The organism is Limnohabitans sp. 2KL-3 (assembly GCF_001269405.1).
Taxonomy (GTDB): Bacteria; Pseudomonadota; Gammaproteobacteria; order Burkholderiales; family Burkholderiaceae_C; genus Limnohabitans_A.
In genome coordinates this window covers 265,084-278,017 of the sequence record NZ_CXON01000004.1, presented here as the reverse complement: position 1 = coordinate 278,017, position 12,934 = coordinate 265,084, and the positions used below count along the sequence as shown (strand labels likewise).

Genomic DNA, 12,934 nt, shown 5'->3' with positions numbered 1-12,934 from the left:
CCATCCTCAGGCTGGGGGCGGCCTCAGCGTGCCGTGCGGGTTTGGGCGATGAGGGATTCGGCCACCTTCAGGGCGCGGTCCATGCTGCCAGCCAAGGTGCCATCAACGTAATAGCGACCCGCTACGCCCAAAGAGGGCACGCCTTCGATTTTGAAGTCGTTTTGCAGTTGCACCGCCCGTTTGCATTTGGTCGCCACGCCAAATGATTTGTAAATTTCATTGAACTTGGCTTTGTCGATGCCTTGCTTTTCAATCCAGGACAGCACCGCCGCGTCGGTGTTCAGCATGAGTTTTTCGCCGTGGATGGCGGTGAACACGCGCACATGCATTTTTTCAACCAAATCCATGGCCTCGAGCGTGAAGTAAAGGCGTTGTTGCGGGGCGAAGTCTTCGCGAAAGGCCACTGGAATGCGACGCACGGCCACGTCTTTGGGGGCATTTTTTGCCCATTGCGCAAATTGGGGCTCAAAAGCGTTGCAGTGAGGGCAGCTGTACCAGAAGAATTCAAGCACTTCAATTTTGCCGGCACCCGCATCGGTGGCCAATGGCTTGTCGAGCGTGATGTAGTCCTTGCCCGATTTGAAAGCTTGCTGCGCCCAGGCAGGCAAGCTGCCCAAGAACGCGGCTGTGGACAGCAAGGCGGTGGAAAAAAAGCGACGTTTCATCAAGGCTCCTTGGGTTTCAGCGACCCTTTGGGCGCTGGTGTTCATGTCATGTCAACGCTGCAATCGCACAAGCGTGTTGTCAATGCCGTTGGCATCCATTTTGGCCCGTGCGCGTTCTGCAGCATTTTTGTCTTCAAAAGGCCCCATCCGGACGCGGTAAACGATGCGTCCGCCTTGATCGCGCTCAGACACTTTGGCATCCATGCCCAACATGGCGAGTTTGGCTTTTTGCGCATCGGCGTCGGCACTGGTGCGGTAGGCCCCGGCCTGGACCAAGTAGTCAAAAGGTTCATTGGCACTGGCTTTGGTGACGGGGGTGCTCAAGGTGGTTTTGGCTTTGGCCAGATCACCCAGGGGGTCGGCAGTCACGGCGGCAGGGCGGGGCTCGGCTTTGGGCGTGTCTGCGGGAGCTTTGTCGGCAGGTTTTTCGGCCAGCTTGTCTTTGGGCTGGTCGTCCACCACAGGTGCTTTGGTTTCAGGCAGGGGCGCAATCTCTTCGGCGGCTTTGGGCTGCAACACGCTGTTGGGGTTCCAGTCCTTGTTTTTGCGCGTTTCCTGCACGTCCTGGTCGCTGGTGCGTGGTTGGTTTTTGTTGGAAAACGGTGTGGGCACCTTGGTCACGTAAATGGCCACAGCCATGGCCACGGACAAGCCCAGGACCAATCCGATGATGAAACCCAGAAAAGTACCGCCGCGTTGAGATTGAGCAATCATGGCAAATCCATTCACATTTTTTGGGGGGCAGACACGCCCAAAACCTTCAAACCATTGCGCAGCACCTGAGCGGTGGCCGCCACCAGTGCCAGACGTGCTTTTTTAACCGCTTCGTCGTCGACCAAAATGCGCTCGGCGTCGTAGTAGCTGTGGTACTGCGAGGCCAGGTCGCGCAAATAGAAGGTCACGTCGTGCGGCGCGAAGTCGTTGGCGGCCGAGGTCAACATCTCGGGGTACTTGGCCAGGGCCAGCATCAGCGCGTGGGCTTGCGGGCTTTGCAGGGCCGAAAGGTCGGCGTGCGTCAGGCTGGCGGTGTCACCACCGTCTTTTTCTTTCCAGGCTGCCAGCACCGAGCAGATGCGGGCGTGGGCGTATTGCACGTAGTACACCGGGTTGTCGTTGTTTTGCGCCAGCGCCAGGTCGATGTCGAAGATGTATTCGGTGTCGGGCTTGCGCGAGAGCAAAAAGAACCGCACCGCGTCTTTGCTGGTCCACTCGATCAGGTCGCGCAGGGTGACGTAGCTGCCCGCACGCTTGGAGATCTTGACCTCTTCACCGCCGCGCATCACGCGCACCATGGTGTGCAGCACGTAGTCGGGATAGCCCTCGGGAATGCCCACGTTGGCCGCTTGCAAGCCCGCACGCACGCGGGCAATGGTGCCGTGGTGGTCGGTGCCCTGGATGTTCACCACGCGCGAAAAGCCTCGCTCCCATTTGGCGATGTGGTACGCCACATCGGGCACAAAGTAGGTGTAGGTGCCGTCGCCCTTGCGCATGACGCGGTCTTTGTCGTCGCCGTAATCGGTCGATTTGAGCCACAGGGCACCGTCTTGTTCGTAGGTTTTGCCTGCGTCCTTGAGTTTTTGCACGGCGGCGTCGACCTTGCCGCTGGTGTACAGGCTCGACTCCAGGTAGTAGTTGTCAAAGCGCACGTCAAATGCCTTCAAGTCCAGGTCTTGTTCGCGGCGCAAATAGGCCACGGCGAACTCGCGCATGCCGTCCAGGTCGTTCACATTGCCGCTGGCCGTGCAGCTGCGGTCGTCGGACTGCACGGTTTTGCCCGCTAGAAAGTCGTTGGCAATGTCCTGGATGTAGTCGCCGTTGTAGAAAGCCTTGCTTTCGGGGTTGTCGGGGTCGGTGGGCCAAGTGGCATCACCGGGTTTGACGCCCTGCGCCCGCATGTGCGTGCTCTTGGCCAGCGTGCCAATCTGCACGCCTGCGTCGTTGTAGTAGAACTCGCGGTAGACCTGCTGGCCTTGTGTGGCCAGCAAGTTGCAGATGGCGTCGCCCAGTGCGGCCTGGCGGCCGTGGCCCACATGCAGTGGGCCTGTGGGGTTGGCCGAAACGAATTCGACCAGCACCTTGCCCGCTTGTGCGGGCTGCTGACCAAAGCAGTCGGCCGCTTGCAAGACTTCGTGCACCACGGCTTGTTTGGCGGTGTCTTTGAGGCGGATGTTGATGAAGCCCGGCCCCGCCAGCTCGATGGCGTCCACCCAACGCTCAAAGGCGGGGGTGGTCAGCAAGGCGGCTCGCAGCGTTTCACCCAGTTGCCGGGGGTTTTGTTTGAGGGCCTTGGCCAGCTGCATGGCAGCGGTGCAGGCCAGGTCGCCGTGGGCGGCGACCTTGGGGGATTCAAAGGCCGCCCGTGCGCCTGCGCCGGGTTGGAGTTTGTCGAGCTCAGTGGCCAAGGCCGCGAGCAAATGTTGTTTGGCAGAAAGCATAGGGCGCGATTTTACGGGGATGGGGGCATGACTGGCTTTGAACAGGCCCTGTGCGTGTTTTGAGGGGCCGCAATTACAGTTGGTCACAACTGCTGTCGCCGGGTGGTCACCATGGCGCGTTAATCTGAGAACTGCACAGTTCTGTGCGGTGTTTTTTGTCCTTGCATCATTTATTGGGAGTTCACACATGCGCCACACCATTTCTATCACTGCTTTGGGTTTTGCCTTGGTTTGCGGCTCGGCTTTCGCTGCCGACCCCGTCAAACCCGCTGCTGCAGCCCCTGCCGCGGCCGCCCCAACCCCCGCAGCGTCTGCGCCTGCGGCTGAAAAAACAGCTCAACAAAGCAAAATGGCCACTTGCAACAAAGAAGCCGAAGGCAAAAAAGGCGATGAGCGCAAAGCTTTCATGAAAGACTGCCTGAGCGCCAGCAAGCAAGAAAAGCAGCAAAACAAAATGAAGACCTGCAACGCAGACGCTGCTGGCAAAAAAGGCGATGAGCGCAAGGCCTTCATGTCGGAATGCCTCAAGAAGTAATCCGAAAGCGAGCTCCTGTGGGAGCTCACCCCGTGGGCGATTGGGCGTCGCCCACGCCCACGCCCCCAAAGCCTTGACCGAGCGCTAAACCTTGGCCGCTTGCCAGTAACCCGGTTGTGCGTAGTGGTGTTTGAGGTGGTCAATCCACAAGCGCACGCGCAAGGGCAAGTGTTTGCGCTGCGGAAACACCACAAAAATCCCGTTGGGTGGTGCGGCAAAGTCTTCCAGCACCGCCACCAATTGCCCGGAATGAATTTCGCTTTCCACCTCCCAAGTGCTGCGCCAGGCAATGCCGTAGCCGGCCAGGCACCAGTCGTGCAGCACCTGTCCATCCGAGCAGTCGAGGGGGCCGCCTGGCCGAAGGTGCGTCACCTCGTGGCCGATGTCCGTGGGGGTGCGAAAGGCCCAGCCTCTTGTTTGTGAGGCGTCGCTCGACAAAGTCAGGCAATCGTGTTGAAGCAAGTCCGACGGCTGTTTGGGGGCGCCCCGCCGCGCCAAATAGCCGGGTGTGGCCACGCACAAACGCCGGTTGTCAGCCATGCGCACACTCACCAAAGAAGAGTCAGGCAGGTCGCCCACGCGCACGGCGCAGTCAAAGCCTTCTGCCGCCAGATCGACGACCCGGTCGCTCAGATTCAGGGAAATGGTCACATCGGGGTGCAGTTCGCGAAAGCGCGGCACCAAGGGTGCCACATGGCGGCGACCAAAACCGGCTGGGGCGGTGATGCGCAAATGGCCGCTGGCCTTGACACCGCCCGCCGAGACACTGGCCTCGGCGTTGGCCACATCGGACAGCAAGCGTTGGCAATCTTCCAAAAATGCGCTGCCTTCATGCGTGAGGGTGATGCGCCGTGTGGTGCGCACCAGCAGTTTTACCCCCAAGCTTTCCTCCAGTGCATCCAGCCTGCGGCCGATGATGGCCGGGGCCACGCCCTCGGCCCGGGCTGCGGCGGTCAGGCTGCCTTTGGTGGCAACCGCGACAAAGGTTTCAAAGGCTTTGAGCTTGTCCATGCGGCCCGATTATGCGGGTTCAAGGTTGGAATTTTTGCAGATTTTGCTGAATTGATGTTGTTTTTGTGGGTGCCTACAAAACCGAGGGCCAGCCCTTGGGCAGTCCCGCCTCAGGGGTCATGCCATACAGCGGCTCGCCGGGCAGCCCGGCTTTGAGCGGCTCGCGGGCGGCCATGAGGCGGTTCAGATCGACCCCGGTGGACACGCCCATGGCCTCGAACATGAACACCAGATCTTCGGTGACCACATTGCCCGATGCACCCGGCGCATAAGGGCAGCCGCCCAGGCCACCCAGCGAGCTGTCGAAGGTGCGCACCCCCACCTCGTAAGCGGCCAGGCAATTGGCCAAGCCCAGGCCTCGGGTGTTGTGCATGTGGGCTGCGCCCGTCAAGGTGCCAATTTCGCTGAACAGCGCCTTGAACAAGCGGCTAACCTGTGCCGGGTTGCCCATGCCGGTCGTGTCCGACAGGCCGATTTCGTCTACCCCCGCTTGTGCCAGTTGCGCCGCCAGACGCAGCACATCGTCCTCGGGCACCAAGCCCTGCAAAGTGCAGCCAAAGGCGGTGGACATGCCCACCTCGACCGGCACATGGGGCGCGATGTCGTCCCGCAGGCGCAAAACGGCATGCACCTCATCCACCATGGCTTGGGGTGTTTTGCGCACATTGGCCAGCGAATGGGCAGGGCTGGCCGAGACGGGCAGGGTGAGCTTTTGAGCGCCTGCAGCCAGCGCGGCTTGGGCACCGCGCAAGTTGGGCACCAGCGCCATCACCCGCACACCGCTGTGGCGCAGCGCGTGCTGCACCACCTGCGCGGCGTCGGCCATTTGCGGCAACAGTTGGGCTGGCACAAACGAGGCCACTTCGATTTCGCGCAGACCGGCCACGGCCAGCGCGTCGATCCAGCGCAGTTTGTTCGCCGTGGGCATGGTGGCTTTGACCGATTGCAGGCCATCGCGCGGGCCGACTTCGCTGATCAAAACGGATGGAGTAAGGGCAGGTGTCATGGCTGAATTAAACCGCAGTGCTCAGAGCGGCTGATGCGCTCAATCCCGACTTGTATTTGTGTTTAAAAGTCATGGGTCTATGCAGTTTGGGCAGGTTTATCTGCGTCTAAATTTAGAATAGAGTGCTTGACGATGTTGGCCGACCGTTGTCGCTGTGGATGCGCATGGCGGCCTTCCCCCATTTTTTGACTTGACCCCAGAGGTTTTTATGACTGAACGCACCGCGATCCACAACCTGCAAGTGGCCAACCCACTGCTGAGTTTCATCAACGACCAGATGCTGCCCGCCACCGGCGTGGACCAGGACAAGTTCTGGAAAGGCTTCAACGACATCGTGGCCGACTTGGCCCCGAAAAACATCGCCCTGCTGGCCGAGCGTGACCGCATCCAGACCGCCATGGACGAGTGGCACACCGCCAACCCTGGCCCTGTGGCTGAGGGCAAGGCCATGAAGGCCTACCGCAAATACCTGAGCCAAATCGGCTACCTGGTGCCCGAGCCCCGCAACGCGCAAGCCACCACCGCCAACGTGGACGCCGAACTGGCCAAGCTGGCGGGCCCTCAGTTGGTCGTGCCGATCTTGAACGCCCGCTACGCCCTGAATGCGGCCAACGCCCGTTGGGGCAGCTTGTATGACGCGTTGTACGGAACCGACGCGATCAGCGAGGCCGACGGCTGCGAAAAAGGCTCGGGCTACAACCCCAAGCGCGGCGCCAAAGTCATCGACTACTGCCGCCATGTGCTCGACCGCACGGCCCCTCTGAAAACCGGCTCACACGTCGGCAGCAAGGGCTACATCGTCAAAGCGGGCAAGCTGGTCGTGACCCTGGCCAACGGCAAAAACTCCACCTTGGCCGATGCCAAGCAGTTCGTGGGCTACACCGGCGATGCCAAGGCCCCAGCCTCGGTGCTGTTCGTGCACAACGGCATCCACCTCGACCTGCAAATCAACAAGACCACCCCCATCGGCAAGACCGACCCCGCTGGTGTGTCCGACCTGATCGCTGAAAGCGCGCTGTCCACCATCCTTGATTTGGAAGACTCGGTGGCCGCGGTGGACGCCGACGACAAAGTGCTGGCCTATGCCAACTGGTTGGGCATTTTGCAAGGCACCCTGAGCGAAGAAGTGCAAAAGGGCGGCAAAACGTTCACCCGCACCATGAACGGTGACCGCGAATACACCAAGCCCACTGGCAAAGGCACCGTCAAGCTGCACGGCCGCTCACTCATGTTTGTGCGCAACGTCGGTCACCTGATGACCAACCCCGCCATCCTCTACAAAGCCGCCGACGGCAGCACCCAAGAGATCCCAGAAGGCATCCTGGACGCCATGGTCACCGTGACCTGCGCCCTGGTCGACTTGCAGAAAAAGTCTTCGCACCCCCTGCGCAATAGCCGCACCGGCAGCGTCTACATCGTCAAGCCCAAGATGCACGGTCCCAAAGAAGTCGCCTTTGCCGACGAGCTGTTTGGCCGTGTCGAAAAAGTCATCGGCATGAAGCCTTCCACCGTCAAGCTGGGAATCATGGACGAAGAACGCCGCACCAGCGCCAACTTGAAAGCCTGTATCGCTGCCGCCAAGAGCCGCGTGGCCTTCATCAACACCGGTTTCCTGGACCGCACAGGCGACGAAATGCACACCTGCATGCTTGCCGGCCCCGTCATGCGCAAGGGCGACATCAAGAACAGCACTTGGCTGGCCGCTTACGAAAAGAACAACGTCAACGTGGGCCTGGCCTGCGGCTTGCGCGGTCGCGCCCAGATTGGCAAAGGCATGTGGGCCATGCCCGACCTGATGGCCGACATGCTCAAGGCCAAAATCGGCCACCCCCTGGCCGGTGCCAACACCGCTTGGGTGCCCAGCCCCACCGCCGCCACGCTGCACGCCATGCACTACCACCAGGTGGACGTGCCTGCCTTGCAAAAGCAGATGGAAAAGGCTGTGGCCAAGCAGGACCCCAAAGAACTGCGCGAAACCACCCTTAACGCTTTGCTGCAGTTCCCTGTGGTGGCCCCCGACGCGGCCAATTGGTCTGAAGAAGACAAGCAAAAAGAACTCGACAACAACGCCCAAGGCATCTTGGGTTATGTGGTGCGCTGGGTTGACCAAGGCGTGGGCTGCTCCAAAGTGCCCGACATCAACGGCGTGGGCCTGATGGAAGACCGCGCCACCTTGCGCATCAGCAGCCAGCACATGGCCAACTGGATGCAGCACGGCGTGGTGACCGAAGCGCAAGTGCAAGCCACCATGGAGCGCATGGCCGCTGTGGTGGACGCGCAAAACGCGGGCGACGCGGCTTACCAGCCCATGGCTGGCAACTTCGCCAAGTCGGCAGCGTACCAAGCGGCTTGCGACCTGGTCTTCAAGGGCAAGGCGCAACCTTCCGGTTACACCGAGCCGCTGCTGCACGCTTGGCGTTTGAAGGTCAAGGCGGCCTGATTTTGGGCAGTTCTGGCACTTGAAAAGACGGCTCCTTCGGGAGCCGTTTTTGCTGGGCAATGTGCTTTGCCCGTGATCCGACCCGATGGGTTTTGCGTGAACGTTTTTTTGTGGGAGCGACGCCCTCGTAGCGATAGCGCCTTGCAGACCACCGACCTTGCCTCCAAGGCGTGGCTCCCACAAAAGAGAAGATGTTTGCTGTGCTGGTGTGGCTTTCAAGCTGCCCAGGCTGGCATGCCCGAAAATAGAGGTTTTCAGGAGGTGTGAAATGCGCTGGATTGACCGGATTCCGATGTTGTGGCTGGTGGGCATTGCCCTTTACCTGGCTGGAGCCCCGTTTGTGCCCGAGCCGCACTTGACCGAAAAATGGCGCATGCTGTTGGACGGCGCCTTGAGCAAACCCATCGACATCTTTGATTTCTTCTTGCACACCGTGCCCATGGTGGTGCTGGCCATTCGCCTGTGGCGTGACGCGCAGCGGCGTCGCCAAGGCAAAAACTGAGGTTTCACCTTCATGACGCAGCTTGTGCTTGACCCCTGCCGTTGTCCCTTGTGTGGGCAGCCCAATGCCTGCGCCATGGCCACGCCCAACACCGGGGCCGCAGCGCCCGGGCCGTGCTGGTGCACGCTGGTTCAGTTCAGCGCCGATTTGCTGAAGCAAGTGCCCGAAGCGGCACGCAACAAAGCTTGCATTTGCGCAGCCTGTGTGGCGGCGTCCGAGCAGCCATCCCAAGGCACAAGCCAAGGCCAAAACGAAGGCCAAAACGAAGGCGAACACGCATGAGCCTGGCCCAAGGCCCCCACAGCCTGCAGGCGCTGCAAGCGCGTTATGGCGAGCGGCACCGTTGGTTGTTGCTGTTGTCGGTGATGCTGGGCTCCATGGCGGCGGTCATGTCGTCCACCATCATGAACGTGGCCATCCCGGACATGAGCCAACACTTCACTTTGGGGCAAAGCCGGGTGCAGTGGGTCACCTCGGGCTTCATGGTCGCCATGACCGTGTCCATGCTCACCACGCCTTGGCTGCTCTCGCGTTACGGCTACCGCCGGGTGTACGAGGTGTGCATGTGGCTGCTGCTGGGCGGTGGGGTGGTGGGCGGTTTGGCCAATGACTTTCCGCTGGTCATGGCCGCACGCGTGGCCGAGGGCTTGGCCGCAGGTGTGGTGCAGCCCATCCCGGCGATCATCATCTTGCGGGCTTTTGCTTCAGAAGAGCAGGGCCGCGCCAGTGGGCTGTTTGGCATGGGTGTGGTGCTGGCCCCGGCCATTGGCCCCAGCATTGGCGGGGTGCTTGTCGATGTGTTCGGCTGGCGTTCCATCTTTTTCATGGTGGTGCCGCTGGCCATGGTGGCGCTGTGGCTGTCGCGCCGCTATGTGCCCACTTCGGCCCCGGGCGGTGTGCAGGCCGATGCCGACAGCCCGGGCCTGGACTGGATCGGGCTGGCGCTGGCCAGCGCTTCTACGCTGATGCTGCTCAACGGCCTGGTGCAGCTGCGTGGCGATGACAGCACGGTGGCTGTAGCCCTGCTGGTGCTGGCAGGCTTGGGCATGGCGGTGTTTGTGGCTTGGCAGCGGCATTTGTTGCAGCCGGGGCGGCGCTCGCGCCGCGCCTCTTCGGGCCGAAAAGGCCAAGTTCGCCAAGCCCACCAAGCCCACCAAGCCCGGCGTGGTCCGCTCATGAACCTGCAGGTGTTTGGTCACCGCCATTTCGCCATGGGGGCTCTGGTGTCTTTCACTTACGGCATTGCGCTGTTTGGCTCCACCTATTTGCTGCCGGTTTACATGCAGATGGGCCTGGGCCTGTCGCCGTCCTACATCGGCGCAGCCTTGTTGCCGGCGGGCATTTTGCTGGCCGTGACCATCGCGGCCGTGGGGCGTTTGTCGCACCACATGCCACCCGCCCGTTGGGTGAGCTGTGGCCTGGCTTTGCTGGCGCTGTCGTTTGCGCTCATGCCCTTGGTTCACCCGGCGGCGGGCTTGGCGCTGCTGTGGATTTTGGTGATCCTCGGGCGCATTGGCCTGGGCTTCATCTTGCCTTCGCTCAACCTGGGCGCCATGCGGGGCTTGCCCAAAGACTTGATCCCGCAGGCGTCGAGCGTGATTGGTTTTGTGCGCATGCTGGGCGGTGCGGCAGGCGTGAGCATTTGCGCCATCGTGCTGGAGTGGCGTTTGGCAGTGTACGCCTTGGCTTCAAGCAGCCCGGGCAGCGCCGATTTGCGGGCCTTCAATGAGACCTTTGTGTTTCTGGCCACCATGACCGCCTTGGCCTTGTTGGCCGCCTGGAAAATGGGTGGGGCCGAAGAGCCCCCCAAGAAAGACTGAACCATGTGCCAACTGCTCGGCATGAACTGCAACACCCCCACCGATGTGACCTTCAGCTTCAGCGGCTTTGCGCAGCGTGGTGGCATCACTGACCACCACAGTGACGGTTGGGGCATTGCCTTTTTTGAAGGGCAGGGCGTGCGCCACTTTGTGGACCACCAAAGCGCCAGCACCTCACCCATTGCCGACCTGATTCGGCGCTACCCGATCCAAAGCCAGAACGTCATCGCCCACATCCGCAAAGCCACGCAGGGCGAGGTGACCCTGGAAAACTGTCACCCCTTTGTGCGTGAGCTGTGGGGCCGCTACTGGGTGTTTGCGCACAACGGCAATTTGGTGGACTACGCGCCGCGCCTGCACGGCAGCTTCAAGCCCGTGGGGCAGACCGACAGCGAGCGGGCGTTTTGCTGGCTCATGCAGGAGCTGGCCAAGTCACACGCCAGCGTGCCCAGTGTGCAAGAGCTGTCATTGACGCTGCGCGAGCTGGTGCCGCAGATCGCCCGCTTTGGCACCTTCAATTTCTTGCTGTCCAACGGCCAGGCCTTGTGGGCGCACGCCAGCACAAACCTGCACTACGTGCTGCGCAAGCACCCCTTCAACCGAGCGACCTTGAGCGATGAGGACTTGAGTGTGAACTTTGCCGAGCACACCCGAGAGACCGACCGGGTGGCGGTGGTGGTGACCGCGCCCTTGACCACCGACGAGGTCTGGGTGGCGTTCGAGCCGGGGCGCTTGTACACCTTTGAGGGCGGAGATTTGACCGTGAGCCGTTGATGCTGCGCTGCGCTGCGATCAATCTGGGAGCCCCGCCCTCGGGGCGATGAGTGGTGGTCTGCGAGGCTGATCGCGACGAGGGCGTCGCTCCTGCAGGGGGAATGCCTGCATTTTGTAGGAGCCCCGCCCTTGGGGCGATGGGTCGTGGTCTGCGAGGCTTTTCGCGACGGGGGCGTCGCTCCTACAGGGGGAATGCCTGCATTTTGTAGGAGCCCCGCCCTTGGGGCGATGGGTCGTGGTCTGCGAGGCTTTTCGCGACGAGGGCGTCGCTCCTACAGGGGGGGATGCCTGCATTTTGTGGGAGCCCCGCCCTCGGGGCGATGATTGGTGGTCTGCGAGGCTGATCGCGACGGGGGCGTCGCTCCTACAGGGGGAATGCCTGCATTTTGTAGGAGCCCCGCCCTCGGGGCGATGGGTCGTGGTCTGCGAAGCTTGATCGCGACGGGGGCGTCGCTCCTACAGGGGGAATGCCTGCATTTTGTAGGAGCCCCGCCCTCGGGGCGATGGGTGGTGGTCTGCGAGGCTTTTCGCGACGAGGGCGTCGCTCCTACAGGGGGAATGCCTGCATTTTGTGGGAGCCCCGCCCTCGGGGCGATGAGTGGTGGTCTGCGAGGCTGATTGCGACGGGGGCGTCGCTCCCACAAAAAAGCTGGAAGCCAACTTCATCGGGCCGGATCAACAGTTTGGCACATTCAGGTCCGACGTTTGCAGGCTGAAGCCGCTGATTGACAGAGCGTTCTTAAAGCGCCGCTTCCACCGCGTCCATGAACAGCGCGGCCACGTCACAGCCCATCTGGTCGGTGATTTCTTGAAAGCAGGTGGGGCTGGTCACGTTGATCTCGGTCAGGTTGTCGCCAATGATGTCCAGGCCCACCAGCATCAAGCCGCGTGCAAACAAAATCGGACCCAGCGCTTCGGCGATTTCGCGGTCACGCGCCGAAATCGGTTGCGCCACGCCCTTGCCCCCTGCGGCCAGGTTGCCGCGCACTTCACCACCTTGGGGAATGCGGGCCAAGCAAAAGGGCACGGGCTTGCCGCCGATCAAAAGCACACGCTTGTCGCCTTGTGCGATGCCGGGCAAAAACTTTTGCACCATCACGGTTTGTGCACCGCCCCGGTTCAGTGTCTCGATGATCACGCCCAAATTCAGGCCGTCGGCCCCCACCTTGAAGATGCCTGTGCCGCCCATGCCGTCCAGCGGTTTCAAGATGATGGTGCCGTGCGTGGCGTGGAACTCGCGGATGTCCGCTTCGTTGCGCGTGACCAGCGTGGGCGCGATGAACTGGGGAAACTCCAGAATGGCCAGCTTCTCGGGGTGGTTGCGCAAGGCAGCTGGGCTGTTGAAGACCTTGGCACCTTCGCGCTCGGCTTGGCTCAGCAGGTGCGTGGCGTAAAAGTATTCGCTGTCAAAGGGCGGGTCGGTACGCATGATGACCGCGCCAAAGTCCTTGAGATTGGCGCGGCGCGTGGCGGTCTGGGTGAACCAGGTGTCGGGCTGGCCCGTGAGCGTGATGTCGCGCACCTGGGCCGACACGGCTTCGCCCTGCTGCCAGCGCACATCGGTCATCTGACAGGCCGTGACTTGGTGGCCGCGCTTTTGCGCTTCGCGCATCATCGAAAACGTGGTGTCCTTGTAAATCTTGAAGGACTCGAGGGGGTCGGCAATGAAGAGGATGTTCATAAGAGGGCAGTGTTCAGATTCAATGGGCGCACTGTGACACAGAACGACCCAAAAGGGTGGCATCC

The 12,934-nt window shown here is 61.6% G+C and carries 12 protein-coding genes; 6 read left to right on the top strand and 6 right to left on the bottom strand.

The genetic code is table 11. From position 1 onward, the window contains the following. Positions 1 to 23: 23 nt before the first annotated feature. Genes AMM41_RS08355 through argS form a run of 3 tightly spaced genes read right to left on the bottom strand, consistent with a single transcriptional unit; the run spans position 24 to position 3,100 of the window. Positions 24 to 665, bottom strand: a complete 642-nt coding sequence (locus tag AMM41_RS08355; RefSeq protein WP_089956372.1) for a thiol:disulfide interchange protein DsbA/DsbL — start codon at positions 663 to 665, stop codon at positions 24 to 26. Between the two features lie 51 nt (positions 666 to 716). After that, positions 717 to 1,379: an SPOR domain-containing protein gene (locus AMM41_RS08350; protein ID WP_089956369.1), complete on the bottom strand. Its 663-nt coding sequence runs from the start codon at positions 1,377 to 1,379 to the stop codon at positions 717 to 719. 11 nt (positions 1,380 to 1,390) lie between these two features. Continuing rightward, on the bottom strand, positions 1,391 to 3,100 hold the full coding sequence (argS, locus tag AMM41_RS08345; protein ID WP_089956131.1) for an arginine--tRNA ligase: 1,710 nt from the start codon (positions 3,098 to 3,100) through the stop codon (positions 1,391 to 1,393). Between the two features lie 187 nt (positions 3,101 to 3,287). Between argS and AMM41_RS08340 the strand changes: the two genes are divergently transcribed. Beyond that, entirely contained in the window at positions 3,288 to 3,635 is a 348-nt protein-coding gene (locus tag AMM41_RS08340) for a PsiF family protein (protein WP_089956129.1), read from the top strand. A gap of 84 nt (positions 3,636 to 3,719) precedes the next feature. Here the strand turns inward: AMM41_RS08340 and AMM41_RS08335 are convergent, their stop codons facing one another. Beyond that, the gene (locus AMM41_RS08335; RefSeq protein ID WP_089956128.1) at positions 3,720 to 4,646 is read right to left on the bottom strand and encodes a LysR family transcriptional regulator; all 927 of its coding nucleotides are present in this window, start codon (positions 4,644 to 4,646) and stop codon (positions 3,720 to 3,722) included. A 73-nt stretch (positions 4,647 to 4,719) separates the two neighbouring features. Further along, positions 4,720 to 5,652, bottom strand: coding sequence for a hydroxymethylglutaryl-CoA lyase (locus AMM41_RS08330; RefSeq protein WP_089956124.1), 933 nt, complete (start codon positions 5,650 to 5,652; stop codon positions 4,720 to 4,722). Between the two features lie 208 nt (positions 5,653 to 5,860). On the opposite strand from AMM41_RS08330, the gene AMM41_RS08325 reads away from it, so the two are divergent. From AMM41_RS08325 to AMM41_RS08305, 5 genes are all read left to right on the top strand, one after another. Beyond that, positions 5,861 to 8,092 carry a malate synthase G gene (locus tag AMM41_RS08325; RefSeq protein WP_089956120.1) on the top strand — a complete coding sequence of 744 codons (2,232 nt, stop codon included), beginning with the start codon at positions 5,861 to 5,863 and terminating at the stop codon, positions 8,090 to 8,092. Positions 8,093 to 8,360: 268 nt separating this feature from the next. Then, positions 8,361 to 8,594, top strand: a complete 234-nt coding sequence (locus AMM41_RS08320; protein WP_089956116.1) for a hypothetical protein — start codon at positions 8,361 to 8,363, stop codon at positions 8,592 to 8,594. 12 nt (positions 8,595 to 8,606) lie between these two features. Then, positions 8,607 to 8,876 (top strand): cysteine-rich CWC family protein, encoded by a 270-nt coding sequence (locus tag AMM41_RS08315; RefSeq protein ID WP_089956113.1) that lies wholly within the window; start codon positions 8,607 to 8,609, stop codon positions 8,874 to 8,876. Beyond that, on the top strand, positions 8,873 to 10,414 hold the full coding sequence (locus tag AMM41_RS08310; RefSeq protein ID WP_089956109.1) for an MFS transporter: 1,542 nt from the start codon (positions 8,873 to 8,875) through the stop codon (positions 10,412 to 10,414). Before AMM41_RS08315 ends, AMM41_RS08310 begins: the two co-directional genes overlap by 4 nt. 3 nt (positions 10,415 to 10,417) lie before the next feature. Beyond that, positions 10,418 to 11,188 (top strand): class II glutamine amidotransferase, encoded by a 771-nt coding sequence (locus AMM41_RS08305; RefSeq protein WP_089956106.1) that lies wholly within the window; start codon positions 10,418 to 10,420, stop codon positions 11,186 to 11,188. 739 nt (positions 11,189 to 11,927) lie between these two features. Here AMM41_RS08305 and gshB read toward each other — a convergent pair. Further along, positions 11,928 to 12,869 (bottom strand): glutathione synthase, encoded by a 942-nt coding sequence (gene gshB / locus AMM41_RS08300; RefSeq protein WP_089956103.1) that lies wholly within the window; start codon positions 12,867 to 12,869, stop codon positions 11,928 to 11,930. Between the last annotated feature and the right edge of the window lie 65 nt (positions 12,870 to 12,934).

Coding starts and splice junctions, on each gene's coding strand:
- AMM41_RS08335 (WP_089956128.1), bottom strand. CDS start 4,646: ATGGACAAGCTCAAAGCCTTTGAAACCTTTGTCGCGGTTGCCACCAAA.
- argS (WP_089956131.1), bottom strand. CDS start 3,100: ATGCTTTCTGCCAAACAACATTTGCTCGCGGCCTTGGCCACTGAGCTC.
- AMM41_RS08320 (WP_089956116.1), top strand. CDS start 8,361: ATGCGCTGGATTGACCGGATTCCGATGTTGTGGCTGGTGGGCATTGCC.
- AMM41_RS08330 (WP_089956124.1), bottom strand. CDS start 5,652: ATGACACCTGCCCTTACTCCATCCGTTTTGATCAGCGAAGTCGGCCCG.
- AMM41_RS08325 (WP_089956120.1), top strand. CDS start 5,861: ATGACTGAACGCACCGCGATCCACAACCTGCAAGTGGCCAACCCACTG.
- gshB (WP_089956103.1), bottom strand. CDS start 12,869: ATGAACATCCTCTTCATTGCCGACCCCCTCGAGTCCTTCAAGATTTAC.
- AMM41_RS08305 (WP_089956106.1), top strand. CDS start 10,418: ATGTGCCAACTGCTCGGCATGAACTGCAACACCCCCACCGATGTGACC.
- AMM41_RS08350 (WP_089956369.1), bottom strand. CDS start 1,379: ATGATTGCTCAATCTCAACGCGGCGGTACTTTTCTGGGTTTCATCATC.
- AMM41_RS08355 (WP_089956372.1), bottom strand. CDS start 665: ATGAAACGTCGCTTTTTTTCCACCGCCTTGCTGTCCACAGCCGCGTTC.
- AMM41_RS08340 (WP_089956129.1), top strand. CDS start 3,288: ATGCGCCACACCATTTCTATCACTGCTTTGGGTTTTGCCTTGGTTTGC.
- AMM41_RS08310 (WP_089956109.1), top strand. CDS start 8,873: ATGAGCCTGGCCCAAGGCCCCCACAGCCTGCAGGCGCTGCAAGCGCGT.
- AMM41_RS08315 (WP_089956113.1), top strand. CDS start 8,607: ATGACGCAGCTTGTGCTTGACCCCTGCCGTTGTCCCTTGTGTGGGCAG.